The sequence below is a fragment of the Roseovarius sp. B-10 genome, assembly GCF_056859295.1.
In genome coordinates this window covers 189,576-215,357 of record NZ_JBSXOE010000042.1, presented here as the reverse complement: position 1 = coordinate 215,357, position 25,782 = coordinate 189,576, and the positions used below count along the sequence as shown (strand labels likewise).

The window sequence follows — 25,782 nt, the reverse complement described above, 5'->3', positions numbered from 1 at the left end:
GCTGCAGCGTGGCGTGCCGCTGTGGGCCGCCCATGACGCGAGCATATGGTCATGAAATTTTAACTGAGACGTGTCTAAAGGCTGCAAGGAACAGCCTCAACTCAATCTTTGCAACCGATTGAAACATCGTGGCGCGTGGCGTGGGCGGGATTCTGCCTATGCCGCCCAGGTGTTGCTATTGAAACGAAAAAGCCACCCCGAAGGGTGGCCAGATCGGGCGGTGATGCGCCTGTTTTCAGTTAGCCTGACGCCGCAGGAAGGCCGGGATCTCGATCTGATCCTCCTCTTCCTGCTCGCGGGGCGCGGGCTGCGCGGAGCGCGCGGCCTGCATTGGGGGCTGCTGGCGCGCAGGGCGCGGGGCCTCTTGTCCGCCATGCCCGGTCATCCGGTTGATGAGCGAATTGATCCCGAACCGCGGCTTATCGTCCGGTGCGGCCCCGTCCCCGGACGAGGCGGGGGCCTGCTCGGACGCGGCTGGCTGTTGCTGGCGCGCTGCTGCCTGCGAGGGGACCTTGCTCACCGCCACCTGGAGCCGCTGCATCGCCTCAGGGGAGGGGGTGCCGGGCGCGGGCGCGCGTGGCGCGAGGAAGGCGTCGAGCTCTTCCTCGATCTCCATGTCGGTCTGGCCTGATGCCACGGCTTCTTCGGCACGGGGCTGGTAAGCGGGTGGAGGGAGATCGTCATCGGCGCCCTGCGCAACGAAAGTATCGGGTTGGGCAGGCTCGGCCCGTGGTTCCTCGGTGCGGTCGAAAAGCGAGGGTTCTTCAGCCACCGCGGGAGTGGCCCCGCCATGCTCGGCGTGAAGGTCGGCCTCGATGGCCTCGGGCTGCCGGAGAGGCTCGGCCAGAGAGCGGCGCGGTACGGGCACGTCGGCAGAGTTTTCACTGGCGTCGATGCCGGTGGCAACGACGCTCACGCGCATCCGGCCTTCCATCTCGATGTCGAGCGTCGAGCCGACGATGATATTGGCGTCGGGGTCCACCTCCTCGCGGATGCGGTTGGCGGCCTCGTCAAGCTCGAACAGCGTCAGGTCGTGGCCGCCGGTGATGTTGATAAGCACGCCGCGCGCGCCCCTGAGGCTGATTTCGTCGAGAAGCGGGTTGGCGATTGCCTTCTCGGCGGCCTGCACGGCGCGGGTTTCGCCGTCGGCTTCGCCGGTACCCATCATCGCCTTGCCCATCTCGTCCATCACCGCGCGCACATCGGCGAAATCGAGGTTGATGAGACCAGGGCGCACCATCAGGTCGGTGACGCCCTTGACACCCTGGTAGAGGACGTCGTCGGCCATGCTGAAGGCCTCGGTGAAGGTGGTCTTGTCGTTGGCAAGACGAAACAGGTTCTGGTTGGGGATGATGATGAGCGTATCCACCATCTTCTGCAGTGCCTCGACACCGGCCTCGGCCTGCTTCATGCGCTTGCCGCCCTCGAACTGGAACGGTTTCGTGACGACGCCCACGGTCAGCACGCCAAGCTCGCGCGCGGCCTGCGCGATGATCGGCGCGGCGCCGGTGCCCGTTCCGCCGCCCATTCCCGCGGTGATGAAGCACATGTGCGAGCCCGCGAGGTGATCGACGATCTGCTCGATCGATTCCTCTGCGGCGGCGGCGCCGATCGACGCCTTGGCCCCCGCGCCGAGGCCCTCTGTCACCTTCACGCCCAGTTGGATGCGGCTCTCGGCCTGGCTCTGGCTGAGGGCCTGGGCGTCGGTATTGGCGACGACGAAGTCAACGCCGTCGAGGGCCTTTTCGATCATGTTGTTGACCGCGTTACCGCCAGCGCCTCCGACACCGAACACGGTGATCCGCGGCTTGAGGTCGTCCTGACCGGGGAGTGATAGGTTGAGTGTCATTGCTCTGTCCGCCTGTCTCTGGGCCTGTCTGCGCAGGCCGTTTTCCGCCTGATTGTCCCCATTCTTACCGATGGTTGCGTCAATCGTCACCAAAAAAACACCGTGAAACTACCAAATATGCCCTGATTTCTGGGCGTTTTCGCGGGATTTCGCTCATTTCGCCACATATTGCGGTCACCAGTTGTCCCTGAACCATTTGACCGCCCGCCGCAGCGAGCGTGCCGGGTAGCGGTCCACGGGGATGTCGAAATCCCACCATTCGTCCTGTGGGTTGGCCGCGAACAGGCACATGCCGACGGCGCTGGCAAAGGCCGGGCCGGTGGCCGCCTGCGGCAGACCGTGCACGCGCAAGGGGCGCCCGAGGCGCACGCGCTGTCCGAGGATGCGGCTCGCGAGCCCGTCGAGGCCGGGGATCTGGCTGCCGCCGCCGGTGAGCACGATTTGCTGGCTAGGCAGGTGGTCGAAGCCGGCCGCATCGAGCCGCGCGCGCACCTCTTCGAGGATTTCCTCCACGCGGGGGCGCATGATGCCGATCAGTTCGGCGCGGCTGACCTTGCGGCGGTCGTGCTCGTAATCGCCGGTCTCGCCGCCGGTCTCGATCATCTCGCGGTCGTCCATGCCGGTGGCTACGACCCCGCCATAGAAGGTCTTGATCCGCTCGGCGGTGGCTTGCGGCACCTGGAGACCCATCGAGATGTCGCTGGTGACGTGGTCGCCGCCGATGCGGACGCAGTCCGCGTATATCATGTGCTTCTTGATGAAGATCGAAAGCCCCGCGCTACCGCCGCCCAGGTCGATGCAGGCGGCACCCAGCTCCTGCTCGTCCTCGACCAGCGCGGCGATCCCCGAGACATAGGCCGAGCTGCCGACGCCCGCGAGCTCCATGTCGCAACGCTTTACGCAATGCGCGAGGTTCTGGACGGCCACCCCGTCCACGGTGAGCATGTGCATGTCGGTAGTCAGCCAGTTTCCGATCTGGCCGCGCGGGTCGATCAGCCCAGAGCGGTGGTCGAGCGCGAAATTTACGGGCTGGGCGTGCAGCACTTCGCGTTCCTCGCCTATATCGGGCACGTCGCACGCGCTGAGCACGCGGCTGATGTCGTTCTCGGTCACGGTCTGCCCGGTGATGTCGACTTCGCCGGCGAGCCCGTAGCTGCGCGGGCGCGCGCCAGAGAAACAGGCGATGACGTGATCCACGCGAATCTGCGCCATCTTCTGAGCTGCCTGCACGGCGGTGCGGATCGCGCGCTCGGTCTCGGCCATCGCCTCGATCTCGCCCAGACGCACCCCGCGTGAGCGCGTCGTCGCCGCACCGATCACGCGGAATCCTGCCTGCCCGGCCATGCGCCCGACCTCCTCGGCCGCGGCAAAGCGCCCGGTGCCGTCGAAGCGCAGCACCAGGCAGGAAATCTTGGATGTGCCGACATCAAGAACCGCTACCACGCCGCGCTGGATCGCGGCCTTGCGCATCGCGCGCATCGCGCGCTGGGATTCGTAAAGTTCGATCATCTGGTTTCCGTCCCTGACGAAATGGCTGGCACGCCGGACGCGCGCGTGATGCGCCACCACTCCTCGGTGGCATGTTCGCTCATGCGTACCGTGGGTCGCGTGCTGAGGCGCATGTCGATGCTCACAAGGTCGCGTTCCAGCAGGTCGCTGGCCCGGTCGAGCACGATTACCCGCTCGACCGCGCGCACCGGTTCGCGCTCGGGCAGGCGCACCCGCCTGCCGTCGCCAAGCACGAGGTCCCAGCGCCGCTCGCCCATACGCACGAGGCCGCGCAGCGGGCGTTTCAACGCAGTCGCCGAGGCGAGAATGTCGAGTGCCTGCGGCACCGCGAGGTCGGCACCGCTTCCCGCCAGCACCGGCAGGTCGGCATGCGTTGTGCGCGCCTCGACCGTGGCGATGGCCGCGCCACTGATGTCGAGCACCTCGAATCCGTGGCGCGTGCGCCACAGGGCTACCGGTACGCGTTCGGTCACCGCGACGCGAAGCACGCCGCCCTGCCGGATACGCAGCTCGGCACGCGCGACGGCCGGAAGCCCCTCGATCATCTCGCGGAGCGCGGCCATGTCGAAATCGAAGGAACTGGCAGGCAAGTCATACGGGAAGATCTCATGAATATCCTCCTGTACACCGGCGCTGGCACCCTCAAGTTCGATCAGGTGGACCATGAATTCCGGTCGCGTTTCGATCTGGCGGCGGATCTCGGCGATGCGGTCGGCGATATTCGCGCGCCGGTCGGCATCGTAGAGATATCCGCCCGCAACTCCCGCGACGATCAGCAGTGGCAGGCCTAGCCGCGTCAGCCGTCTGTAGCCCGGTGTGAGACGCATCCGCTCCAGCCGGTAGCGCAGCCGCGAGGGGGAGGGATCGGCGCGGGGGATCACCGGCCGCATGATGCGTCCTCCACCATCCAGCGAACGAGGTCTGGAAAGGATATGCCGACCGCCTGCGCCTGTTCGGGGCTGAGTGAGGTGGGCGTCATCCCTGGCTGGGTGTTGGTCTCCAGCAGCACCAGCCCGTCTGCCCCGCGCCCCTCGTCCCAGCGGAAATCGGTGCGGCTCAGCCCGCGGCAGCCCAGCACTTCGTGGGCGCGCAGGGCGTGGGCGAGGCAGGCGTCGAAGATGTCCTGCGGCACCTCGGCGGGGACCACGTGGCGCGATCCGCCGGGTGTGTACTTCGCATCGTAGTCATACCAGCCGTCGGTGAGGATGTCGGTAACCGTGAGCGCGCGGTCGCCCATCACGGTGGTGGTGAGTTCGCGACCCGGGGCATAGGCCTCTACCATGACCGTCTCTGGCATCTCGTCCGACAGTTGCGGTGGCCCGTTCGCGGCCTCCTGAACGAGGTAGACGCCGACCGAGGAGCCCTCGTTGTTGGGCTTGACCACGTAGGGCGGGGCCATCACATGGCGCTTGCGCACCGCCTCGCGCGGGGCAAGCAGGCTTGCCACCACTGGCAGTCCGGCGGCGCGGTAGGCGGATTTCGTGCGTTCCTTGTCCATTGCGAGTGCCGAGGACAGTACGCCGGAATGGGTGTAGGGGATACGCAGCCATTCCAACAGGCCTTGAACGCAACCATCCTCGCCCCAGCGACCGTGCAGTGCGTTGAAGACCACGTCGGGAGAGATGTCCTGAAGTTGTGCGCAGAGATCAAGGCCGGCGTCGATCTCAACGACCCGGTAGCCTGCGTCCCGAAGCGCTGCGGCGCATTCACGCCCGGAGGAGAGTGACACCTCGCGCTCTGCCGAGGGGCCGCCCATCATCACCGCAACCATCGGGGTTGTTCTGCCCGAACCAACCACCTAGTGCCTCAATTTTCCGGGCCGCTTTGCGCGACCGCGTTATCGTTCTGACTGCTCTTTGTCGGGGCTGTCGCCCGGGGCCGGTTCGCCGACCCTCATGATTTCCCACTCTAGCTGTATTCCGCTGTTTTGGAAAACCCTTTTTCGTACCTCCTCGCCGAGACCCTCCAGGTCGGCCGCGGAGGCCCCGCCGGTATTTATGAGAAAATTGGGGTGCTTCCCGCTCATCTGTGCGCCCCCGCGCCGCGCGCCGCGCAGCCCCGCGCGGTCAATCACCGACCAGGCCTTGAGGTCGTGCACGTCGTCGGCGCGCCCCGTGCTGCTAAAACCGGCCGGGTTGCGAAAGGTGCTGCCGGCGCTGCGGTCCCTGGTGGGTTGCGTGGCGTCGCGGCGGGCCACCTGATCGTCCATCTTGGCGATTAACGTTTCGGGCGCGCCGGGCGGACCCCGGAACGTGGCCCGGGTGATGATGCAGCCCTCGGGCAGGTCACTGTGGCGATAGCGGAAATTCAGTGCCTCTGGTGTCAGCGTCAATACCTTGCCCGCGCGCGTCACCGCCTGCGCCTCTACGAGGTGATCGGCCACGTAAGAGCCGTAGCAGCCCGCATTCATCCGCACCGCGCCGCCGATGCTGCCAGGGATGGTGCGCAGAAAGGTGAGGTCGATCCCGGCATCGGCTGCGCGCCGCGCCACATGCGCGTCGAGCACCGCCGCTCCGGCGGTGACGCGGTCGCCGTTCGCCTGGATCGTGTTGAAGCCGCGCCCCAGCCGGATCACCACCCCGCGGATACCGCCGTCGCGCACGATGAGATTGGAGCCCACGCCCATCGGGAATACCGGGATGTCCGAGTCGAGCGCGCGCAGGAACTCTGCGAGGTCATCGGTGTCGGCGGGCTGAAACAGCCAGTCCGCCGGGCCACCCACGCGCAGCCAGGTCAAATCGGACAGGGGGCGGTCGCGGCTCAGCCGCCCGCGCGGTACCGGCATGGTCTGCGGCATCTCGGTCATGGCGGTCCTTGTGCCCCGGCGGGGCCGGGAGGTAAAGCCGCCTGTCAGTTGCGTGGTGGTACCAGCTTGCCGGGATTCAGGATATTGTCGGGGTCGAGCGCGGCCTTGATCGCCCCCATCATTGCCCAGCCACCCCCGTGTTCGCGCGCCATATAACCCAGCTTACCCACGCCGATGCCGTGCTCGCCGGTGGCGGTGCCGCCCATGCTCAGCGCACGCTCCACCATCCGATCCGAGGCGGCTTTGGCGCGCGCGATCTCGGCTTCGTCGGCCATGTCCACCATCAGCACGGCGTGGAAATTGCCGTCGCCGACGTGGCCGAGGATCGGTCCTGCCACGCCCGCCTGCGCGAGATCGGTGCGTGTCTCCTCAATCGCCTCGGCCAGGCGCGAGATCGGCACGCAGATATCGGTGACGATGGCGCGCGCGCCGGGGCGGCTGGCGAGGATCGCGTAGTAGGCATTGTGGCGCATGGTCCAGAGTGCGGTCCGCGCCTCGGGGCGTGTGGCCCAGTCGAATCCCTTGCCGCCGTGATCGCTGGCGATCGCGCCGAAGGTTTCGGCCTGTTCGCGCGCGCCCGTTTCGCTGCCGTGGAATTCGAGCAGAAGGTGCGGCGTCTCGGCGAGGTCGATGCCGGAATAGGCGTTGACCGCGCGCACGCTGTCCTCGTCCATCAGCTCGATCCGCGCCATCGGTACGCCGCACTGGATCGTGTCGATGACCGTCTCGACCGCGTCCCCCACGCTGTCGAACGCGCAGACCGCCGCCGAGATCGCCTCGGGTTGACCATGGAGCCGCAGGGTCAGCTCGGTGATGAGGCCGAGCGTGCCCTCGGAACCCACGAACAGCGCGGTGAGATCGTAGCCAGAGGAGGATTTGCGCGCCGCAGTGCCGGTGCGAATCACCTCTCCGGTCGCTGTCACCACCTCGAGCGCCAGAACGTTGTCGCGCATGGTGCCGTAGCGCACCGCGGTGGTGCCGCTGGCGCGGGTTGCGGCCATGCCGCCGAGGGCCGCGTTGGCACCGGGATCGACCGGAAAGAACAGGCCGGTGGCGCGCAGCTCCTCGTTCAGCGCCTCGCGCGTCACGCCGGGCTGGACGCGCGCCACCATGTCGGCCTGCGCCATCTCGAGGACGCGGTTCATGCGGCTGAAATCCACCACGATCCCGCCGGAAAACGCCTGCGACTGTCCTTCGAGCGAGGTGCCGGTGCCCCATGCCGTGACCGGCACGCGGTGGCGCGCGCAGATGGCGACGATGCGCGCCACCTCGTCGGTGGTTTCGGGATAGGCGACAGCATCGGGCGGGCTGAGCGGGAAATACGACTCGCTGCGACCGTGAAGGTCCAGATCGGACTTGGAGAGGCTGAGCCGTTGGCCTAGACAGGAGTGCAGGTCGTCAAGGGCTTTTTGCGTGTCCATTGGGCAACTTTCGTTCGTGACTGTCACGATACCCTAGGCGATGAAGCCGCGATGCGAAAGCAGCGCAGTCGGATGGAAACGTGACGCAGCCCGGGGACAGATCGTTTTTCGCGCGATTGCGCAGACAGGCGGCGATTCGCCTGCGCGGGGGCTGGCGGATGCTGCGCAGGCGCGGGCCGAGCCAGTTCCAGTTCTGGGTGATCGCGCTCCTGCTGGGAAGTGCCGCGGGATACGCGGCAGTGCTGTTTCGCAAGGGTATCTCGGCGCTGGAGGGAGTGGTCTACCAGACCGGGGACGTGGCTCGGCTACACTCGCAAGCCGAGCATCTGCCGTGGTTCTGGGTGCTGCTGGTGCCGGTGGCCGGGGGGCTGATCGTTGGCCTGGTCCTGCACCGGTTCACCGATGACGGGCGCGTGCGCACGGTCGCGGACGTGATCGAGGGCGCGGCGCTCAGCGAAGGTCGGGTCGAGCGGCGCGCGGGGCTGGCCTCGGCGCTCGCGTCTCTGGTGACGCTGGGCACAGGTGGCTCGTCGGGGCGAGAGGGACCGGTGGTGCATCTTGCTGCGGTCATCTCGGGCTGGGTGAGCGACCGCCTAAATGCCGACGGGATCACTGGGCGCGACCTCCTGGGCTGCGCGGTGGCCGCCGCCGTTTCGGCGTCTTTCAACGCGCCCATCGCCGGCGCGCTCTTCGCGCTCGAGGTGGTGCTGCGGCATTTCGCGATCCACGCTTTCGCGCCCATCGTGATCGCGAGCGTTGCGGGCACAGTCATCAGCCGACTGCATTTCGGCGACGTAACCGAATTCGCGCTGCCGGTGAGCAGCGTGCTGTCCTTTTACGTGGAATTACCCGCCTTCCTCATCCTCGGGCTGGTCTGCGGGCTGGTGGCGACGCTGATGATGCTGGCGATCTTTGTGGCCGAGGATGTGGCCGGACATGTGCAGATGCGCCTGCGCATACCGCGCTGGCTGCGGCCTGCAGCGGCGGGGCTGATGCTCGGGGCGTTGGCGATCTGGTTTCCGCATATCATTGGCGTGGGCTACGAGACCACCTCGGCGGCGCTGACCGGGCGGTTGGTGTGGCACGAGGCAATCGTGTTCGCCGTCCTCAAGGTGCTGGCGGTGGCAATCACCCTGGGCGGGCGCATGGGTGGTGGCGTGTTCTCGCCTTCGCTGATGGTAGGGGCGCTCACGGGCCTGACCTTCGGGTTGCTGGCGACGGCGGTTCTGCCCGACTATTCCGGTGCGGCCACACTCTATGCGCTAGCCGGGATGGGTGCGGTGGCGGCGGCGGTTCTGGGCGCGCCGATCTCGACCACGCTGATCGTGTTCGAGCTGACCGGCGACTGGCAGACGGGTCTTGCGGTCATGGTGTCCGTCTCGACCTCGGTGGCGCTCTCGGCGCGACTGGTCCGGCGCTCGTTCTTCCTGACTCAGCTCATGCGGCGCGGCATCCGTCTGGCTGCGGGGCCGCAGGATTACCTGCTGGGCATGTTCCGGGTGTCACGGCTGATGCGTGACCCCGATCACGCCCGCGCCGCCGACCCCGACCAGTGCTGGTCGCTGATCGAGCAGGGGATCTATGTCGATGCCAGCGCCACGCTCGAGACGGCCATGCCGGTTTTCGAGCGCGCGGGCGTGCCCTTCGTGCCCGTGGTCACGCTCTCGGGAGAGGATGCCCCGCCGGACCTCGCGGGGGCGTTGTTTCACGTCGATGCGCTCAAGGCGTATAACGGCGCGCTGGCCGCCGTGTCGAAGGAAGAGCACGGCTGAGCGGCGCGTCCCCGTGCGTCGCCCGGCAATCAGATACGCTCCACCGCGACCTTGTCGGTCGTGTAGAAGGCGATGTGCCCGGCGATCCGCACGGCCTCGGGCTTTGGCGCCTCGTAGCTCCAGGCGGCGTTCTCGATGGTCTGGCTCTTGGTCTCGATGGAGAAATAGCGCGCATCCCCTTTGAACGGGCAATGGCTGGTCTGTTCGCTCTCATCTAGAAACGCCATCGCAATATCTTCGCGCGGGAAATAGATCACCGCCGGGTACTCGCCCTCAGTAAGTTCGAGCGCGTTGCGGCTTTCGGCGAGGATTGCGCCGCCCGCGCGCACCGTCCAGGTGCCGTCTGCCTTGCGTATCGTTATCTTGTTCATGTGTCGTCCTTCCTGTCGTTCCGGTGTTCTTGTTCGGTCATGTCTGCCGTCCGAGTGTCACGGGAATGTGTCACAGCGGCGCGGTCTGTCGCTGCAACCATACCCGCGCCGGTGCCGAAAGCAGAGGGCCGATCTTGTCGCGGCAGGCGGCGTGATAGCCGTCGAGCCAGGCGCGCTCTGGCGCGGATAGCAGGTCTGAGCGGATCAGGCGGCGGTCAATGGGCGCGAATGTGACGGTTTCGAAATCGATCTGCGTGGCCCCGTCGCCGCCCGTCACGGGGGATGCCTCGCGCACCACGATCAGGTTCTCGATCCGGATGCCGAAGGCCCCTTCGCGGTAATATCCAGGCTCGTTTGACAGGATCATGCCGGGCGCGAGCGGCACCTCCGACAGGCGCGAGAGTCGCTGCGGCCCCTCGTGTACGCAGGAATAGACGCCAACCCCGTGCCCGGTGCCGTGGCCGTAATCGCAATCGTCGAGCCACAGATGATAGCGCGCCAGCGCATCGAGATCGCGGCCCGCGAGCCCCTCGGGGAAGCGCAGGCGCGAGATGGCGATCATGCCTTGCAGCACGCGGGTAAAGGCCGTGCGTTCCGCGTCTCCGGGCGTGCCCACGGGCAGGGTGCGGGTGATGTCGGTGGTGCCGTCGAGATACTGCCCGCCACTGTCGAGAACCAGCAGGTCGCCCGCCCGAAGCGTGCGGTTGCTGGCCTCGGTCACGCGGTAATGCGGCAGCGCTCCGTTGGGGCCCGAACCGGCGATAGTGTCAAAGCTGATATCGAGCAGGCGACCGGTGGCGGCGCGGCATTGCTCCAGCTTTGTCACCACGTCGATCTCGGTCAGCGTCCCGGCGGGTTGCGCGTCGAACCACGCAAGGAATTCGCAGACCGCCGCACCGTCGCGCAGGTGGGCGGTGCGGGTGGCGTCGATCTCGGCGGCGGTCTTTTGCGCCTTGGGCAGGATACAGGGATCCTCGGCCCATGTATGTGCGACACCCGCCGCCGCGAGCCGCTGCACGACCCAAACCGGCACGCTCTTGCGGTCTAGTTGCACTGGGCCGTCGAGTGAGTCGAGCGCGGGGCCAAACGCCTCGGGAGCGGCTGACGTCACCTCGTCGCCCAGATGCGCGCGCGCACGGGTATCGAGCTTGGCCGGTTCGGTGAAGAGCGTGACGCGGCCCGTGTCGTGCAGGATGGCAAAGCCCTGCGGCACCGGGTTGCGGGGGATGTCGGCACCGCGGATGTTCAGTAACCAGGCGAGGGAATCGGTGAGCGTGATGACCGCCGCACGCGCACCGGACGCGCGCAAGCTCTCGGCCAGTTGCGCGCGTTTTTCGGCGTGGGTCATGCCCGCCAGGGTCTCGGGCCAGGGCTGTATCGGGCCGCGCGGCGGGGCGGGGCGGTCGTGCCAGACGGCATCGACCAGGTTGTCGGACGGCACGAGGCGGACGCCTTCGGGCAGTGCCGCCTCGATCTCGTCTATCTGTCCGGGTGTCCACAGCCACGGGTCGAACCCCACCGGGCCGCCCCCGGGCAGGTGCCGGGCGAGCCACGGTCCGGGCCTCGTCTCGGGCCAGTCCACGGGGGTGAAATGCCCGGTATCGATCTGCCCGCTCACCTGCACGCGGTAACGCCCGTCCACGAACACGCCCGCCACATCGTTCAGCACCACGCAGAGCCCTGCCGAGCCGGTAAAGCCCGTGAGCCACGCCAGCCGGTCGTCGCAGGGCGCGACATATTCGCCCTGGTGCGCGTCCGCCCGCGGCACGAGAAAGCCCACCAGACCCGCCTCGGTCATCGCGCGGCGCAGGCGGGCAAGGCGCGGCGGGCCCTGTTCGGGGCGCGCGGTCTCGGTAAAGCTCTGGAACAAAGGCCGTCTCTCTCGTGGTGCGGGGTGGGGTTCAGTGCTAAAGAAGAGCCCGTGAAATGGCAACAACGGGGGCGGGGCAATGGAAAGCCGGGTACGCGCGGGCGAGAGGCTGGTCGAGGTGCCGGAGGCAGGCGACGCCACCCTGCACTTCATCGGGCGCATCCACACGCCCTGGACCGAGCGCAAGGACTGTCCGAGACAGGGGCGCGTGGATGGGCCCGAGTGCCGGGTGGAGGTGTTCGCGCCATGGCGGGAGGCGCTTATGGGGGTCGAAGACTATGCCCATCTCGACCTGCTCTATTGGCTCGACCGGGCGCGGCGCGACCTCGTGGTTCAGAACCCCGGCAATGACGGTGTGCGCTATTTCGGCACCTTCGCCCTGCGCTCGCCACAGCGGCCCAATCCCATCGGGCTCTCAAGGGTGCGGCTGGAGCGGGTCGAGGGGACCACGCTGATCGTGCGGGGGCTCGATTGTCTCGATGGCACGCCGCTCATCGACATCAAGCCCGTGACCTGCGAATTCACCCCCAAGGCCCCGCCCAAGGGCTGAGCAACGCGGAGGTTTCAAGCATCTGGCGAAGGTGCTAAGCCCGCGCGCAATCCATCCCCACGAGGACGCCATGACGACCATCCGCCTCTATAACACCCGCACCCGGCGCAAGGAGGATTTCGCGCCTTTGGACCCTGCAAACGTGCGGATGTATGTCTGTGGGCCGACGGTCTATGACCGGGCGCATCTGGGCAACGCGCGGCCGGTGGTGGTGTTCGATGTGCTGTATCGGCTGCTGCAGCATGTCTACGGGGAGGGGCATGTCACCTATGTGCGCAACTTTACCGACGTGGATGACAAGATCAACGCGCGCGCCAAGGAAAGCGGGCGCGCCATCGGCGAGATCACGGCGGAGACGACGCAGTGGTTTCTCGAAGATATGGGCGAGTTGGGCGCGCTGGAGCCCGACCACATGCCGCGCGCGACGCAGTACATCCCGGAGATGGTGGCGATGATCGAGGATTTGATCGCCAAGGGCCACGCCTACGAGGCCGAGGGCCATGTGCTCTTTGCCGTGGATAGCTGGCGCGAGAATTATGGCGCGCTGTCGGGGCGCACGGTCGATGACATGATCGCAGGCGCGCGGGTCGAGGTCGCGCCCTACAAGCGCAATCCGATGGATTTCATTCTGTGGAAGCCCTCGGATGAGGATCAGCCGGGGTGGGATTCACCCTGGGGCCGGGGGCGGCCCGGCTGGCATATCGAATGCTCGGCGATGGCTTATGAATTGCTTGGCGAGAGTTTCGACATTCACGGCGGTGGCAACGATTTGATGTTCCCCCACCACGAGAACGAGATCGCGCAAAGCTGCTGCGCGCACCCGGAGGGGGAGTTCGCCAAGGTCTGGATGCACAACGAGATGCTGCAGGTCGAGGGCAAGAAGATGTCCAAGAGCCTGGGCAATTTCTTTACGGTGCGGGATTTGCTGGATCAGGGGATACCGGGCGAGGTGATCCGGTTTGTTTTTCTCTCGACGCATTATCGGAAGCCGATGGATTGGACGGCGGAGAAGGCGCGGGAGGCGGAGAAGACGCTTCGTAAATGGTATGCCAAGGCCGCGCAGGGTGTTGGAACGGGGCAACCCTATATCGCTGTCGTTCAAGCTTTGGCAGATGACTTGAACACGCCTTTGGCGATCAGCGAATTGCATCAACTCTATCTCGCGGATGACGTTGCGACCCTGCGTTATACGCTGCAGTTTCTCGGATTGCTTGCCGCAGACCTGCCGGACTGGGTCTCGGGGCCAACCTTTGATCTGTCGATACTTGGCGACATGCTGAGCGAAGAACGAAGTAGGGCCATGAAAAATAAAGACTTCTCGGAAGTGGATCGCCTCAAAGCTCTCCTGATCGACGCAGGCATCGAGGTTCGCATGCGCAGGGAGGGCGTCGAACTGGTGCCCGGCCCTGATTTCGACCCCGCGAAGCTGGAGTCGTTGAAGTGACGCGCCTTTCAGCACACCGCCGACATGCCGCGCGAGGGCCCGACCGCGGGGGGGCGCTACAACGCTTGTGGGGGGTGATTTATGGTTCCGATTACTGCGACGACTGTTCGGGTGGCAACGTTGCAGAAGCGCCCGCCCGGGGGGCGGTCGGGCCCTCGCGCGGCGGCGTGCAAGCACGCCTTGATTCCGCGCGGGGGGAATTGGGGCAAAGGGAGCCGCGTCATGACTAAAGAACGCCTCTATCTCTACGACACCACCCTGCGGGACGGGCAGCAGACGCAAGGGGTGAGCTTTTCCACGCCCGAGAAAATCCAGATCGCGCAGGCGCTCGACCGGCTCGGCGTCGATTACATCGAGGGCGGCTGGCCCGGCGCCAACCCCACCGACAGCGCCTTTTTCGACGCGGTGCCGCAGACCCGCGCCACGATGACCGCCTTTGGCATGACCAAGCGGGCGGGGCGGTCGGCAGAGAATGACGATGTGCTGGCGGCAGTGATGAACGCGGCCACGCAGGCTGTCTGCCTCGTCGGCAAGACCCATGATTTCCATGTGACCGAGGCGTTGGGCATCACGCTGGAGGAGAATGTCGAGAACATCTCCAAGTCCGTGGCGCATCTGGCGGGGCAGGGGCGCGAGGCGCTGTTCGATGCCGAGCATTTCTTTGACGGCTACACCGCCAATCCCGGTTACGCGCTGGAGTGCCTGCGCGCCGCATATGAGGGAGGGGCACGGTGGATCGTGCTGTGCGACACCAATGGCGGCACCTTGCCCACCGAGATCGGGCGCATCGTGGGCGAGGTGATTGCAGCCGGCATCCCCGGCGAGCGGCTGGGTATCCACACCCATGACGACACCGGCAACGCAGTGGCGGGCAGCCTCGCCGCGGTGGACGCGGGCGCGCGGCAGGTGCAGGGCACGCTGAACGGGTTGGGCGAGCGGTGCGGCAATGCCAACCTCACCACGCTCATTCCCACGCTGATGCTGAAGCCGCCCTATGCCGGGCGGTTCGAGACGGGGGTGAGCCATGAGGGGCTGACGCGCCTCACAGCGGTGAGCCGGCAACTGGACGAAATCCTCAACCGCGTGCCGCTGCGGCAGGCGGCCTATGTTGGGGCGTCGGCCTTTGCCCACAAGGCGGGGCTGCACGCCAGCGCGATCCTCAAGGACCCGAGTACCTACGAGCATATCGACCCGGAGACGGTGGGCAATGCGCGCATCATCCCGATGTCCAATCAGGCCGGGCAGTCGAATCTGCGGCGCCGTCTGGCCGAAGCGGGGATCGAGGTGGCGCCGGGCGACCCGAGGCTTGCGTTGCTGCTGGAGCGGATCAAGGAGCGTGAGGACCAAGGCTATACCTATGACAGCGCGCAGGCGAGTTTCGAAATCCTCGCGCGCAAGGAACTGGGGCAGATGCCAGAGTTCTTCGAGGTCAAGCGCTACAAGGTCACGGTGGAGCGGCGCAAGAACAAGTACGACCGGATGGTAAGCCTCTCGGAGGCCGTCGTGGTGGTCAAGGTCGATGGCGACAAGAAGCTGTCGGTGAGCGAGTCGATGGACGAGGCAGGCTGTGACCGGGGGCCGGTCAACGCGTTGGCGCGCGCGCTGGCAAAGGATCTGGGGCCCTATCAGGACCAGATCGCCGACATGCACCTCGTCGATTTCAAGGTGCGCATCACGCAGGGCGGCACCGAGGCGGTGACGCGGGTCATCATCGACAGCCAGGACAGCGCTGGCCGGCGCTGGTCCACCGTGGGGGTGAGCCCGAATATCGTCGACGCGAGCTTCGAGGCGCTGCTTGATGCCATCAACTGGAAGCTGCTCTACGAGGGGGCGGAGTGAGCCTCACCTTCGACGACGATCTCATCGCCTGTGCGGACCTTGTGCGTCGCGCCGACAGGCCACGATTTCAGGCTGCGATGGCGGCGCCGGTGCCCGCTCGGGCGGTGTTGTTCCCGATCTACGCCTTCAATGTCGAGGTGGCGCGCGCGCCGTGGGTGACGCAGGAGCCGATGATCGCCGAGATGCGCCTACAGTGGTGGGCCGACGCACTGGAGGAAATCCGCACGGGCGGCGTGGTGCGGCGGCACGAGGTGGTAACGCCGCTCGCGCATGTGCTGGATGCCGACGGGGCTGGATTGCTTGTCGATCTTGTGGAGGCGCGGCGGTGGGATATCGAGCGCGCGCCGTTCTCGGACGAGGCTGAGTTCACCGGTTATATCGAGGCCACCTCGGCCAATCTGGTTCGGGCGGCAGCGCGGGTGCTTGGCCCCGCCGACAACGATGTGCTGGTTGACGCAGGCTTCGCCCTGGGCCTCGCCAACTGGTTCCGCGCGATCCCGGCGCTGGAGGCGGCGGGGCGCAGGCCGCTGCCCGATGGACGGCCGGAGGCGGTGGCGGCGCTGGCGCGAGAGGGTCTGCGGCGACTGGTACGGGCGCGGGGGCGCCGCGCGGAGGTGTCACCTGCGGCGGCGGCCGCTCTCTTGCCGCTGTGGGAGGCGGGCCCGGTGCTGCGTGCGGCGGCGCGGCGGCCCGCGCGCGTGGCCGGGGGCACGCTCGACCTAGCCCCGGTTCGCAGTCGGCTCACGCTGATGTTGCGCGCGACGTCGGGACGGTGGTAGCCGCCTCAGCCGACGAGGCGGCGCGCCTGCGCGAGGATCGCGGGGATCGACGGGCTGTCGCGGTTCGCGCGCGTCATCACGAGGAGCGCGACCATCAGGCCCTGCAGCACCCGCGCGGTTTCCGTGACATCCGGCGGCGAGGTTTCGCACCGTGACAGGCTGTCAGCGAAGAACGCCTCGACATGCGCCATACAAGCCCCCACCATCGCTGCGATCTCGGGGTCATGCGGCGCGCGTTCCATCGCGGTATTGACCATTAGGCAGCGGCCGGGGAGCTTTGGATCGCCGCGCGCCGCCGCTTCGAAGGCGGCAAGGATCGCTTCGCGGGGCTCGTGCTCGCGCCCCAGATGATCGAGATAGCCGGTGCGATAGGTGGCGTCGTAATGCCTAAGCGCGCGCAGGAAGATGGTGCGCTTGTTGCCGAAGCCGGCGTAGAGACTGCCACGGTTGAGACCGGTCGCGGCAACGAGATCGGCCATCGACGTGCCCTGGAAGCCATTGCTCCAGAATGCACGCATCGCCGCATCGAGCACCTCGGCCTCGTTATATGTCTTTTCCCAGGGCATGGTCGCTCCGCTCGGCGTGGTGCGGGTCGGCGAGGTGCCGGGCCGCGTGTTCGAGCCTATGCCATCTCCGACACCCCGAACAAGGCTGAGTAATGGGCCTTGGACAGGATGCCGGGTAAGTTTCGGACTGCCGTCTTGTTGCCGGAGATAGGAAAGACGGCCCCAAATTTATCGTGAGTGATGGCGCCTCAGCGCATCCCGATAAAGCCGCATTTGGAACGAATGGTCAAATAACAAAGCCGTGCGTGGCGCGTGAGACGCCTATAACGTGTGTTCGGTAAGCGGCAATCCCGGAGTTCCCGAGGCCTCGGGATGCGTCTGCACGTGGCGCGCCTTGATCGCGGTCGATGTCTCGCGGCTGCCGTCATGGCTCCAGCCCGGTGGCATGATGCAGTAATTGAGCCGCTCGCGCCATGTCAGCCCCGGCTGCGTGGCGTCGCGGAAGATGCCCATCCATTCGTGAAAGGCCACGCGGATCGGGTTGAACGTGCCCAAGTTGTGGACGAGGCCGTAATCGACCTTCTCCTCCTCCATCTTGGGGACAAAGGTGCCGAATATCTTGTCCCAGATTATGAAGACACCCGCGAAGTTGCAGTCGAGATAGCGCGGGTTGCGCCCGTGATGCACCCTGTGGTGCGAGGGCGTGTTCATCACCGCCTCGAACCAGCGTGGCATCTTGCCGATCACCTCGGTATGGATCCAGAATTGGTAGATGAGATTGAGCCCGCCCACGAAGAGCACCATGGCGGGGTGAAAGCCCAGCAGGATCAGCGGGGCGCGCACCAACATCATGAAGGTAAATGTACCGGTCCATGTCTGCCGCAGCGCGGTGGTCAGGTTGTAGTGCTGCGAGGAGCGGTGGTTGACATGGCTGGCCCAGACCCAGCGGACACGGTGGCCGAAGCGGTGGACCCAGTAATAGCGCAGGTCGTCGAGCACAAAGCACAGTGCGATCATGCTCACCGAGGTGCCGAGATCGAGCGGCGTGATCTCCCACAACACCATGAAGAACCCGTAGGCGATGAAGCCGAGGAGAATCCCGCTCGCCACATTGCCCGCGCCCAGCAGAAGAGAGGTGAGCGCGTCGCGCGTCTCGTAGCGCCCGCCGCGTCCCCTGATGGCGATCCAGAGAAGTTCGGCGAGGATGGCGGCGATGAAGAAGGGCACCGCCCAGTTCACCACGTCGGGAAAGGTGATCATGTCGCTCATGCAGTCTTCTCCAGCGTGTTCTGCCACTCTGCAGTTTCGCCCGAGTCGAGTGTGAGTTGAATGCGAGGCGCGGTATAGTCGGGCAGGTCGATATGCAGACCGGTCCGGGTGGGCTTGATCTGTGCGCCGTTGAGATAACGTGCCGTGGTGTCCGCGCCCATCGACCAGACCACGCCACGGCCCGTGTCGGTTGCGATCAGGGCGGCGGAGCGGTCGTGGCAAAGCGTCACGCGCGCGGGTGTATCACCGGGAAACTCGCGCAGCCACGCGGCCCGCGCCGCGGCCTCATCGGCAAGCGTTGCCTGGCGCGACAGGCCCTGCAGGTGCAACAGCACCGCGATGCCGGAGATGCCAAGGCCGACCATCGGCAACAGGATGCTCAGCGGCATGATCCCCTCCCTCGGACCGGATTTAGCCAACGGGGAGGCGTATTTGTCAAAGGGGGTGTTGCGGCACCTTTCGCTGCCGTCCCTCGCGCCACGCCAGCAGCCCCGCGCCACACAGCACAGTGGCGGCCCCGGTGATCGAGATGGCATCGGGCCAGACCCCGAAGATCACCCCGTCGTAGAGCGCGGCAAAGACCAGCGTGGTGTAGAAGAACGGGGCCACGTAACTTGCATCGCCCCGCGCCACGGCATTTACGAAACAGGCCTGTGCCAGCGCCATCAAGAGGCCGATGCCGATCAGCGCCGCCCATTGCGCGGGCGTGGGGGTGGCCCAGACCCAAATCACGGCGACGGTCGCGATACCGAGGCCGATGGCGTTGTTGATCAGAAGGATCTGCCACGGCCCTTCGCGGCCCGACAGCTGCTTGATGAATATGAGCTCTGCCCCCAGGCACATCGCCGCTCCGAGTGCCAGAAGGGCGCCCGGTTCGATCACGCCGCTTCCCGGTCGCATCAGGATCGCGGCCCCCGCAAGGCCGATGGCGGCGGCGCACCAGCGTAGCGGGCCGACCCGTTCGCCCAGAAGCGGTATCGCCAGCATCATGCCGAAGACCGGGTTGAGAAAGCTGATTGCCGTGGCGTCCGACAGCGGGATGAAGGCGGCGGCGGCGAACATCAGCGTGACCCCGGCCCAGCCAAAGCCTGAGCGTTTGGCATGGGTCGCGAGATCGGGCCGCGTGAAATGCGGACGGAACAGTGCCGTCATCACCCCGATGGCGAGAAAGGCGAAGAGAAACCGCCCGTGGCTGACCTGCAGCGCGTGCAGCGGGGCCCCGAGCGCATCGGTGCCAAGCGCCTTTGCGAGCAGCGTGGTACCGGCAAGAAGGGCAGCGGCCACAAGCGTGAGCAGGGCGGCAAGGGCCGGGTTGGGAGCGTGCGGCGTGAACATGGCCGATCTGTGCGCCAGGGCCGCTGCCCCTGCAAGCGCGAAGTACCGCAGGGACAAGACGCGCGGCGGACAAATTCCTGTGTAGCGCGATCCGAAAGCGACATGGCGTCGCGCGCTGCCAAGCCGGGGCGCGCAGCGCGTGGCAAAGCCGGGGTGAAGGAGAGCCCATGCACCTGCGTTCCGTTCCCGACTGGCTGCGCCATCCGCCCACCCCTTCGGTGCGCGGCTTCGGCCTTCTCGCGGGCATTGAGGCAATCGCGCGCGGCATTCTGATCTCGGTCATGCCGCTCGAGATCTATCGTGCGCTGGGCGCGGCGGCGCGGGTTTCGGAAGTGTATTTCCTCGTTGGCCTCCTGTCGCTCGGCACCGGGCTAATGGTGCCATACGCGACGCGCTTCGTGCCGCGCCGCTGGGTCTACGCAGGGGGGTGCGCGATGTTCGCGGTCGGCGCGGCCCTCGGGGCAGCGGGTGGGGCGGTTGCGATGATGGCAGCGCTGGCGATGGTGACGGCGGCCACGGTGACGATCTTCGTGTGTTTCAACGCCTACGTCCTCGACCATATCGCCAAGGCCGACCTGGGCCGCTGTGAGACGTCGCGTATGTTCTTTGGCGCACTCGGCTGGACGGCGGGTCCGTGGCTCGGCGTGACGCTGCTCGATCTCTGGCGACCGCTACCTTTTATCATCGCCACATTTGCCGCCCTGACCATGCTGGGCGTGTTCTTCTGGCAGCGCTTGGGCAATGGGCGGCTCATCACCCGTGCGCGCGGCCCGGCACCCAACCCGCTGGCGTGGCTGCCGCGCTTCGCCGCGCAGCCGCGGCTCGTGGCGGGCTGGGTGTTCGCCGTGATCCGCTCCTGCGGCTGGTGGGTCTACGTGGTCTACCTGCCGATCTTCGCGGTCGAGCGGGGCCTGAGCGAGGCTCTGGGCGGTATGCTGCTCTCGGCCTCGAACGGGATGCTCTTTGCCACGCCGCTGATGCTTGCGTGGATGCAGCGCCGCTCGATTCGGCAGGCGGTGCGTACCGGGTTCACCGCCGCTGGGCTGCTCTTTGTCATCGCTGCCGTGCTAGGCGGGTGGCCCTGGGCGGCGGTTGCGGCGCTGGCGCTTGCGTCGGTTTTCCTGGTGCTGCTCGACATCTCGGCGGGGCTGCCATTCCTGCTCGCGGTCAAGCCGTCGGAGCGCACCGAGATGTCGGCGATCTATGCCAGTTTTCGCGATGTCTCGGGCATCGTGACACCGGGGGTGGCGTGGCTGGTGCTGCTCGCTGCGCCGCTTTCAGGGGTTTTTGTCCTGACCGGGGCGGGACTGCTGGGCTGCGCGCATCTGGCCCGACGACTGCATCCGCGCCTCGGCACCGTGCACCGTCGCGAGATTCCACTTTCCCATGCACCGGAAAGTGGGTAAAGCAGCAGCATGACCACGCGCCTGATATATTCCGCAACCCGACGCCGACGCACCCGCGCCTGACGTCCCGCGACGCCCGTGATCCCCGGCACCACTCGTGCCATATGCCCCCTCATCGTTGACTTGCCCCCGCCCATGCGGCACTCAAGGGGCTTCTTGCTGAAGGACCATGCCATGATCCCGTCGATCCTGCCGACCTATAACCGCGCGCCGCTTTCCTTTGTGAAGGGCGAAGGCGCATGGCTGATCGAGGCGGACGGGCGCCGATTTCTCGATCTCGGGGCCGGCATTGCGGTCAATGCGCTGGGCCATGCCCATCCCGACCTCGTGGCGGCGCTGACCGAGCAGGCCGGCAAGCTGTGGCATACCTCGAACCTCTACCAGATCCCTGCGCAGCAGGAACTGGCTGACCGGCTGGTGGAGGCGACATTCGCCGACACGGTGTTCTTCACCAATTCCGGCACCGAGTCTTGCGAGCTCGCCATCAAGATGGCGCGCAAGCATTTCTTCGATGCCGACCAGCCAGAGCGCACGGATATCATCGCCTTCGAAGGATCATTCCACGGACGGTCCTCGGCGGGTATCGCTGCCGCCGGGTCTGAGAAGATGACCAAGGGCTTCGGCCCCCTGTTGCCGGGCTTCAAGCATGTGCCCTGGGGCGACCACGACGCGCTCCATGCCGCTATCGACGACAATACCGCCGCTATCCTCATCGAGCCGGTGCAGGGCGAGGGCGGCATCCGCCCGCTGCCCGATCAATGCCTCAAGGGGCTGCGCGATCTCTGCGACCAGAGGGGCATCCTGCTCATCCTCGACGAGGTGCAGTGCGGCGTGGGGCGCACGGGAAGGCTTTTTGCCCACGAATGGGCCGGGATTACGCCTGATATAATGATGGTCGCCAAGGGCATCGGCGGTGGCTTTCCGCTAGGTGCGGTGCTGGCTACGGAAAATGCCGCTGCGGGCATGGGAGCAGGCACGCATGGCTCGACTTATGGCGGCAACCCGCTGGGTTGTGCCGTGGGTTGCGCGGTGATGGATCATGTCGCGACGCCCGAGTTCCTCGCCGAGGTCAACCGCAAAGCGGGGTTTATGCGCCAGCGCCTCGAAGGGCTGGTAGCCGCGCATCCCGACATCTTTACCGGCGTGCGAGGGCTGGGCCTGATGCTGGGGCTCACCTGCAAGGTGGCAAATACCGACGTGGTCAAGGCGGGTTATGACGCGCTGGTGGCGACCGTCCCGGCGGCCGACAACGTGATCCGCCTGCTTCCGCCGCTCACGATCACTGAAGGTGAGATCGCCGAGGCAGTTTCCCGACTCGACGCGGCTGCCACCGCGTTGGAAACCGCCTGAGTTTCTTTTGGCCAGACATATCCCGGGGGTGTGGGGCTTGCCCCCACGGGTGCCCCGATTGCAAAAGTGAAAACGACATGACCCATTTTCTCGACATTCACAAAACCGATCCGGCCGATTTGCGCGCCATTATTGACCGCGCGCGTGCGATGAAGGATGCGCGTGATGGCTGCCCGCGCGGCACGCCCGACGCCGAGCAGCCGCTCGCCGGGCGCATGGTCGCACTCATATTCGAGAAACCGTCGACACGCACGCGCGTCTCGTTCGACGTGGGTGTCCGGCAGATGGGCGGGCAGACCATGGTGTTGTCGGGTGCCGACATGCAGCTTGGCCATGGCGAGACCATTGCCGATACCGCTCGGGTCATGAGCCGCTATGTCGATCTCATCATGATCCGCACCTTCGATGAATCGGTGCTGCTGGAAATGGCCGAGCATGCGGATGTGCCAGTGGTCAACGGGCTCACCGACCGCACCCATCCCTGCCAGATCATGGCCGATATCCTGACCTTTGAGGAGCATCGCGGGCCGATCACCGGCAAGAAGGTGGTGTGGTCGGGCGATGGCAACAATGTCTGCGCCTCGTTCCTGCATGCTGCGGCGCAATTCGGGTTTGATCTGACCTTTACCGGGCCTATGCAGCTTGATCCCGAGCCGGAATTCATCGGGTTTGCGCGCAAGGCGGGGCGCAACGTGACCATCGAGCGCGACCCGGCCAAGGCGGTGGCAGGTGCCGATCTGGTGGTGACCGATACCTGGGTGTCGATGCATGACAGCCAGTCCACCAAGGAGCGCCGCCACAACATGCTGCGCCCCTACCAGGTCAATGCCGACCTGATGGCGCAGGCGAAGCCGGACGCGCTGTTCATGCATTGCCTGCCCGCACATCGCGGCGAGGAGGTGACATCGGAGGTCATGGACGGGCCCAATTCGGTCATCTTCGACGAGGCCGAGAACCGTCTGCACGCGCAGAAGGCGATCCTTCGCCACTGCCTCGGGGTGTGAGGGGCGTGCTTGCATTTTCTTGTGTCAACGCCTAGGGTTAGACCTATCCGTTAGCGGTATCGGAGAGGGGATGGCCAGCGCGAGGATCGGCATATACGGCCTCGGCACGATGGGCAGCGCGCTGGCGCTGAACATGGCCGAAAAGGGCTTTGACGTGGCCGTGAGCAACCGCGAGGCCGAGTGGATCGCGCCCTTCATCGAAGAGGCGGGGGGGCTGGCGGATCGACTGTATCCCCATGAAAACCTTGCGGATTTCGTTGCCGCGTTGGAGCGTCCCCGCGTCATCCTGTTCATGATTCCCTCGGGTGCTCCGATGGACGCGATGCTGCGCGAGATCGACCCGTTGCTGGCGCCCGGCGACATAGTGATCGACGGCGGCAACGCCGATTTCCACGACACGAGGAGACGGGCGCGGGAATTGTCGGTATCTCGTCGGTATTACGTCGGTCTCGGCGTCTCGGGCGGCGAGGCGGGCGCGCGCACCGGCCCGTCGATGATGGTGGGCGGCCCCCTCGAGGCATGGCAGCGGATCGCCCCCATCCTCACCGCCATTGCTGCCCGGCACGACGGCAGCCCTTGCGTGGCGCATCTGGGCCCCGATGGCGCCGGCCATTTCGTCAAGACCGTGCATAACGGCATCGAGTATGCCGACATGCAGATCATCGCGGAGATATACGGCCTGTTGCGCGGCGGCGCGGGGCTGTCGCCGCCCGAGATCGGGACGCTGTTCGAGACATGGAACGCGGGGCCGCTGCGCTCGTTCCTCGTGGAGATAACCGCCGAGGTGCTGGCTGCGCGCGACCCGCAGACGGGGCATCCGGTGGTCGACGTCATCAAGGACGCGGCGGGGCAGAAGGGCACCGGGCGCTGGACGGTGATCGAAGCCCTGCGGCTGGGACAGTCGGCCAGTGTGATCGAGGCGGCGGTGGGCGCGCGAAGCTGGTCCTCTGAAAAGGAAGTGCGGCAGGCGGCCGAGGCGGTGCTGGGCGGTGCCGCAGGCGCGATCGTTGCCACACCGGAGACACTGGCCGAGGCGTTCCTCGCCGCGCGCCTGCTGGCCTATGCGCAGGGGTTCCGGGTGATCGCGGCGGCGTCGGAAGAGTACGGCTGGGCGTTGGAGCCGGAGGTGATCGCGCGGATCTGGCGGGCGGGCTGCATCATTCGTGCCGATCTGCTCGACGATATCGCCGGTGCCTTTGCCGCGGGTGCGCCGGAGGGCGAGCTGCTTCTCGCGCCCGGCTTCGCGGAGCGCCTGGTCGGGCATCTGCCAGCACTGCGGCAGGTGGTGGCCGAGGCGGTCCATGCGGGCCATCCGGTGCCTGCACTTTCGGCGGCGCTGGCGTGGTATGACACGATGCGCCACGGACATGGAACCGCGGGGCTGATACAGGCGCAGCGCGACTGGTTCGGTCATCATGGGTTCGAGCGGCTGGGGCAGGCGGGGCGCCATCACGGACCGTGGTGGGACTGACGCTGGCGCAGGCGGCCCTGCCCGGAGAATGTGCAGCAGCAAAAAAAAGGCCGAGCACTAAGCTCGGCCATAGTCCAACAGGGAGGTATGAGGGTGATAGGCTTTCGCCCGGCACCGTCATGATTGGCAAATAATGATGGTGCCGGGCGCGTTCAAGGTCAATAATGCCGCATGTGCAACATGGCCGGTATGATGCGAGCGCATATCTAGTACCGGAACTGCCTGCTGGCTGGGCGGGGTGATTACGATCCGGTCACGCGGATTTGGGGCTGGTCCGCGCGGTCAGGCGTGGGGGTCACTCGCGCAGGCTGCGGCGATAGGCGACGATCTCCTGCTGCACGAAATCGCGGAAGGCGGATACACGCTTGGATTGCCGCAATTCTTCCGGGTAGGCGAGAAATACCGGCACGGCCGTCGAGGTAAATTCCGGCAGGACACGAACGAGCTGCGGGAAATCGTGGCTGAGGTAATCTGGCAGCACGCCGATGCCGAGATCGTGGAGCACGCCCTGAAGCACACCAAAATAGTTGTTGACCGTGAGCAGCGAAGAGATGTCGTTGGTCATCAGCTCGCTGACCAGCGTCGCTGCGGCCCCAACCTGCGCGGAGCGCGGGTTCTGGCAGATCAGCCGGTGGCCGGCCAGCGCCTCTTGATTTTCCGGCATGCCGCGTTTTTCCACGTAGCTTTCCGTGGCAAACAGGCACATGTGAACCGTCATCAGCCGCTTGCGGATCAGGTCGGCCTGGCTCGGTTCCTTCATGCGGATGGCGATATCGGCCTCGCGCATCGGCAGGTCGAGCACCCGCTCCTCCAGCATCAGGTCGATCTTGAGATCGGGATACTTCTCGTAGAGCTTGGGCAGCCGCGGCGCGAGCCAGAGCGTGCCGAAGCCGGTGGTGGTGGTCACGCGCAACTCGCCAAACACCTCTTCTTCGCTGTCGCGGATGCGTGCGGTCGCCGCTTCGAGCCGCTTCATCATCGCGCGGGTGGCGTCGAACAGCAGTTCGCCCTGCTCGGTGAGAATCAGGCCGCGCGCGTGACGGTGAAACAGCGTCGCGCTGAGCGAATCCTCGAGCGCGCGGATTTGGCGGGAGACCGCCGATTGGGACAGGTGCAGCAGGTCGCCAGCATGGGTCAGGCTTCCGGCATCCGCCACCGCGTGAAAGATTCTGAGTTTATCCCAGTCCATTGCGCTCTAATCCGAAAAGTATCAGCACTCGTGACGTAATAG

22 protein-coding genes are annotated in these 25,782 nt (G+C 66.2%); 9 read left to right on the top strand and 13 right to left on the bottom strand.

Features of this window, described 5'->3' with window-relative positions:
- Nucleotides 1–235 precede the first annotated feature (235 nt).
- The 6 genes from ftsZ to AC13D8_RS18695 all read right to left on the bottom strand — a co-directional run bounded on the left by ftsZ (nucleotide 236) and on the right by AC13D8_RS18695 (nucleotide 7,585).
- Complete coding sequence (ftsZ, locus tag AC13D8_RS18720; protein WP_129431932.1) at nucleotides 236–1,849, bottom strand: cell division protein FtsZ; 1,614 nt, start codon at nucleotides 1,847–1,849, stop codon at nucleotides 236–238.
- A gap of 174 nt (nucleotides 1,850–2,023) precedes the next feature.
- Nucleotides 2,024–3,358 carry a cell division protein FtsA gene (ftsA, locus tag AC13D8_RS18715; RefSeq protein ID WP_482970096.1) on the bottom strand — a complete coding sequence of 445 codons (1,335 nt, stop codon included), beginning with the start codon at nucleotides 3,356–3,358 and terminating at the stop codon, nucleotides 2,024–2,026.
- Complete coding sequence (locus AC13D8_RS18710) at nucleotides 3,355–4,248, bottom strand: cell division protein FtsQ/DivIB (RefSeq protein ID WP_129431934.1); 894 nt, start codon at nucleotides 4,246–4,248, stop codon at nucleotides 3,355–3,357. Before AC13D8_RS18710 ends, ftsA begins: the two co-directional genes overlap by 4 nt.
- Nucleotides 4,236–5,129, bottom strand: a complete 894-nt coding sequence (locus AC13D8_RS18705; RefSeq protein WP_482970095.1) for a D-alanine--D-alanine ligase — start codon at nucleotides 5,127–5,129, stop codon at nucleotides 4,236–4,238. Before AC13D8_RS18705 ends, AC13D8_RS18710 begins: the two co-directional genes overlap by 13 nt.
- A gap of 66 nt (nucleotides 5,130–5,195) precedes the next feature.
- Nucleotides 5,196–6,164 (bottom strand): UDP-N-acetylmuramate dehydrogenase, encoded by a 969-nt coding sequence (murB, locus tag AC13D8_RS18700; protein ID WP_482970094.1) that lies wholly within the window; start codon nucleotides 6,162–6,164, stop codon nucleotides 5,196–5,198.
- Between the two features lie 44 nt (nucleotides 6,165–6,208).
- On the bottom strand, nucleotides 6,209–7,585 hold the full coding sequence (locus tag AC13D8_RS18695; RefSeq protein WP_482970093.1) for an FAD-binding oxidoreductase: 1,377 nt from the start codon (nucleotides 7,583–7,585) through the stop codon (nucleotides 6,209–6,211).
- Between the two features lie 158 nt (nucleotides 7,586–7,743).
- Between AC13D8_RS18695 and AC13D8_RS18690 the strand changes: the two genes are divergently transcribed.
- Nucleotides 7,744–9,357, top strand: coding sequence for a chloride channel protein (locus AC13D8_RS18690; RefSeq protein ID WP_482970092.1), 1,614 nt, complete (start codon nucleotides 7,744–7,746; stop codon nucleotides 9,355–9,357).
- 29 nt (nucleotides 9,358–9,386) lie between these two features.
- Here AC13D8_RS18690 and AC13D8_RS18685 read toward each other — a convergent pair whose 3' ends face one another.
- Complete coding sequence (locus AC13D8_RS18685; protein ID WP_129431938.1) at nucleotides 9,387–9,728, bottom strand: DUF427 domain-containing protein; 342 nt, start codon at nucleotides 9,726–9,728, stop codon at nucleotides 9,387–9,389.
- Nucleotides 9,729–9,798: 70 nt separating this feature from the next.
- Complete coding sequence (locus tag AC13D8_RS18680) at nucleotides 9,799–11,598, bottom strand: aminopeptidase P family protein (protein ID WP_482970091.1); 1,800 nt, start codon at nucleotides 11,596–11,598, stop codon at nucleotides 9,799–9,801.
- Between the two features lie 79 nt (nucleotides 11,599–11,677).
- Here AC13D8_RS18680 and tsaA point away from each other — a divergent pair, with 79 nt between their 5' ends.
- The 4 genes from tsaA (at nucleotide 11,678) to AC13D8_RS18660 (ending at nucleotide 16,210) form a co-directional block, all read left to right on the top strand.
- A complete protein-coding gene (tsaA, locus tag AC13D8_RS18675) occupies nucleotides 11,678–12,148 on the top strand; it encodes a tRNA (N6-threonylcarbamoyladenosine(37)-N6)-methyltransferase TrmO (protein WP_482970090.1) in 471 nt (156 codons plus the stop codon).
- Nucleotides 12,149–12,218: 70 nt separating this feature from the next.
- Nucleotides 12,219–13,592, top strand: coding sequence for a cysteine--tRNA ligase (gene cysS, locus AC13D8_RS18670; protein WP_482970089.1), 1,374 nt, complete (start codon nucleotides 12,219–12,221; stop codon nucleotides 13,590–13,592).
- Nucleotides 13,593–13,814: 222 nt separating this feature from the next.
- A complete protein-coding gene (gene cimA, locus AC13D8_RS18665; RefSeq protein WP_482970088.1) occupies nucleotides 13,815–15,431 on the top strand; it encodes a citramalate synthase in 1,617 nt (538 codons plus the stop codon).
- Nucleotides 15,428–16,210, top strand: a complete 783-nt coding sequence (locus tag AC13D8_RS18660) for a squalene/phytoene synthase family protein (RefSeq protein WP_129431943.1) — start codon at nucleotides 15,428–15,430, stop codon at nucleotides 16,208–16,210. The genes cimA and AC13D8_RS18660 overlap by 4 nt, the downstream gene beginning before the upstream one ends.
- A 5-nt stretch (nucleotides 16,211–16,215) precedes the next feature.
- Here the strand turns inward: AC13D8_RS18660 and AC13D8_RS18655 are convergent, their stop codons facing one another.
- The 4 genes from AC13D8_RS18655 to AC13D8_RS18640 all read right to left on the bottom strand — a co-directional run bounded on the left by AC13D8_RS18655 (nucleotide 16,216) and on the right by AC13D8_RS18640 (nucleotide 19,320).
- Nucleotides 16,216–16,776, bottom strand: coding sequence for a TetR/AcrR family transcriptional regulator (locus AC13D8_RS18655; RefSeq protein WP_482970087.1), 561 nt, complete (start codon nucleotides 16,774–16,776; stop codon nucleotides 16,216–16,218).
- A gap of 261 nt (nucleotides 16,777–17,037) precedes the next feature.
- Nucleotides 17,038–17,985, bottom strand: coding sequence for a sterol desaturase family protein (locus tag AC13D8_RS18650; RefSeq protein ID WP_482970086.1), 948 nt, complete (start codon nucleotides 17,983–17,985; stop codon nucleotides 17,038–17,040).
- Complete coding sequence (locus tag AC13D8_RS18645; protein WP_482970085.1) at nucleotides 17,982–18,374, bottom strand: hypothetical protein; 393 nt, start codon at nucleotides 18,372–18,374, stop codon at nucleotides 17,982–17,984. The genes AC13D8_RS18650 and AC13D8_RS18645 overlap by 4 nt, the downstream gene beginning before the upstream one ends.
- Nucleotides 18,375–18,420: 46 nt before the next feature.
- Entirely contained in the window at nucleotides 18,421–19,320 is a 900-nt protein-coding gene (locus tag AC13D8_RS18640) for a DMT family transporter (protein ID WP_482970084.1), read from the bottom strand.
- Nucleotides 19,321–19,487: 167 nt separating this feature from the next.
- Here AC13D8_RS18640 and AC13D8_RS18635 point away from each other — a divergent pair, with 167 nt between their 5' ends.
- From AC13D8_RS18635 to gndA, 4 genes are all read left to right on the top strand, one after another.
- A complete protein-coding gene (locus AC13D8_RS18635) occupies nucleotides 19,488–20,726 on the top strand; it encodes an MFS transporter (RefSeq protein WP_482970083.1) in 1,239 nt (412 codons plus the stop codon).
- 174 nt (nucleotides 20,727–20,900) lie between these two features.
- On the top strand, nucleotides 20,901–22,076 hold the full coding sequence (locus AC13D8_RS18630; protein ID WP_482970082.1) for an acetylornithine transaminase: 1,176 nt from the start codon (nucleotides 20,901–20,903) through the stop codon (nucleotides 22,074–22,076).
- Between the two features lie 77 nt (nucleotides 22,077–22,153).
- Nucleotides 22,154–23,080, top strand: coding sequence for an ornithine carbamoyltransferase (gene argF, locus AC13D8_RS18625; protein ID WP_482970081.1), 927 nt, complete (start codon nucleotides 22,154–22,156; stop codon nucleotides 23,078–23,080).
- 70 nt (nucleotides 23,081–23,150) lie between these two features.
- The gene (gndA, locus tag AC13D8_RS18620; RefSeq protein ID WP_482970080.1) at nucleotides 23,151–24,551 is read left to right on the top strand and encodes an NADP-dependent phosphogluconate dehydrogenase; all 1,401 of its coding nucleotides are present in this window, start codon (nucleotides 23,151–23,153) and stop codon (nucleotides 24,549–24,551) included.
- 295 nt (nucleotides 24,552–24,846) lie between these two features.
- Here gndA and AC13D8_RS18615 read toward each other — a convergent pair whose 3' ends face one another.
- Nucleotides 24,847–25,740, bottom strand: a complete 894-nt coding sequence (locus AC13D8_RS18615) for a LysR family transcriptional regulator (protein ID WP_129431950.1) — start codon at nucleotides 25,738–25,740, stop codon at nucleotides 24,847–24,849.
- Between the last annotated feature and the right edge of the window lie 42 nt (nucleotides 25,741–25,782).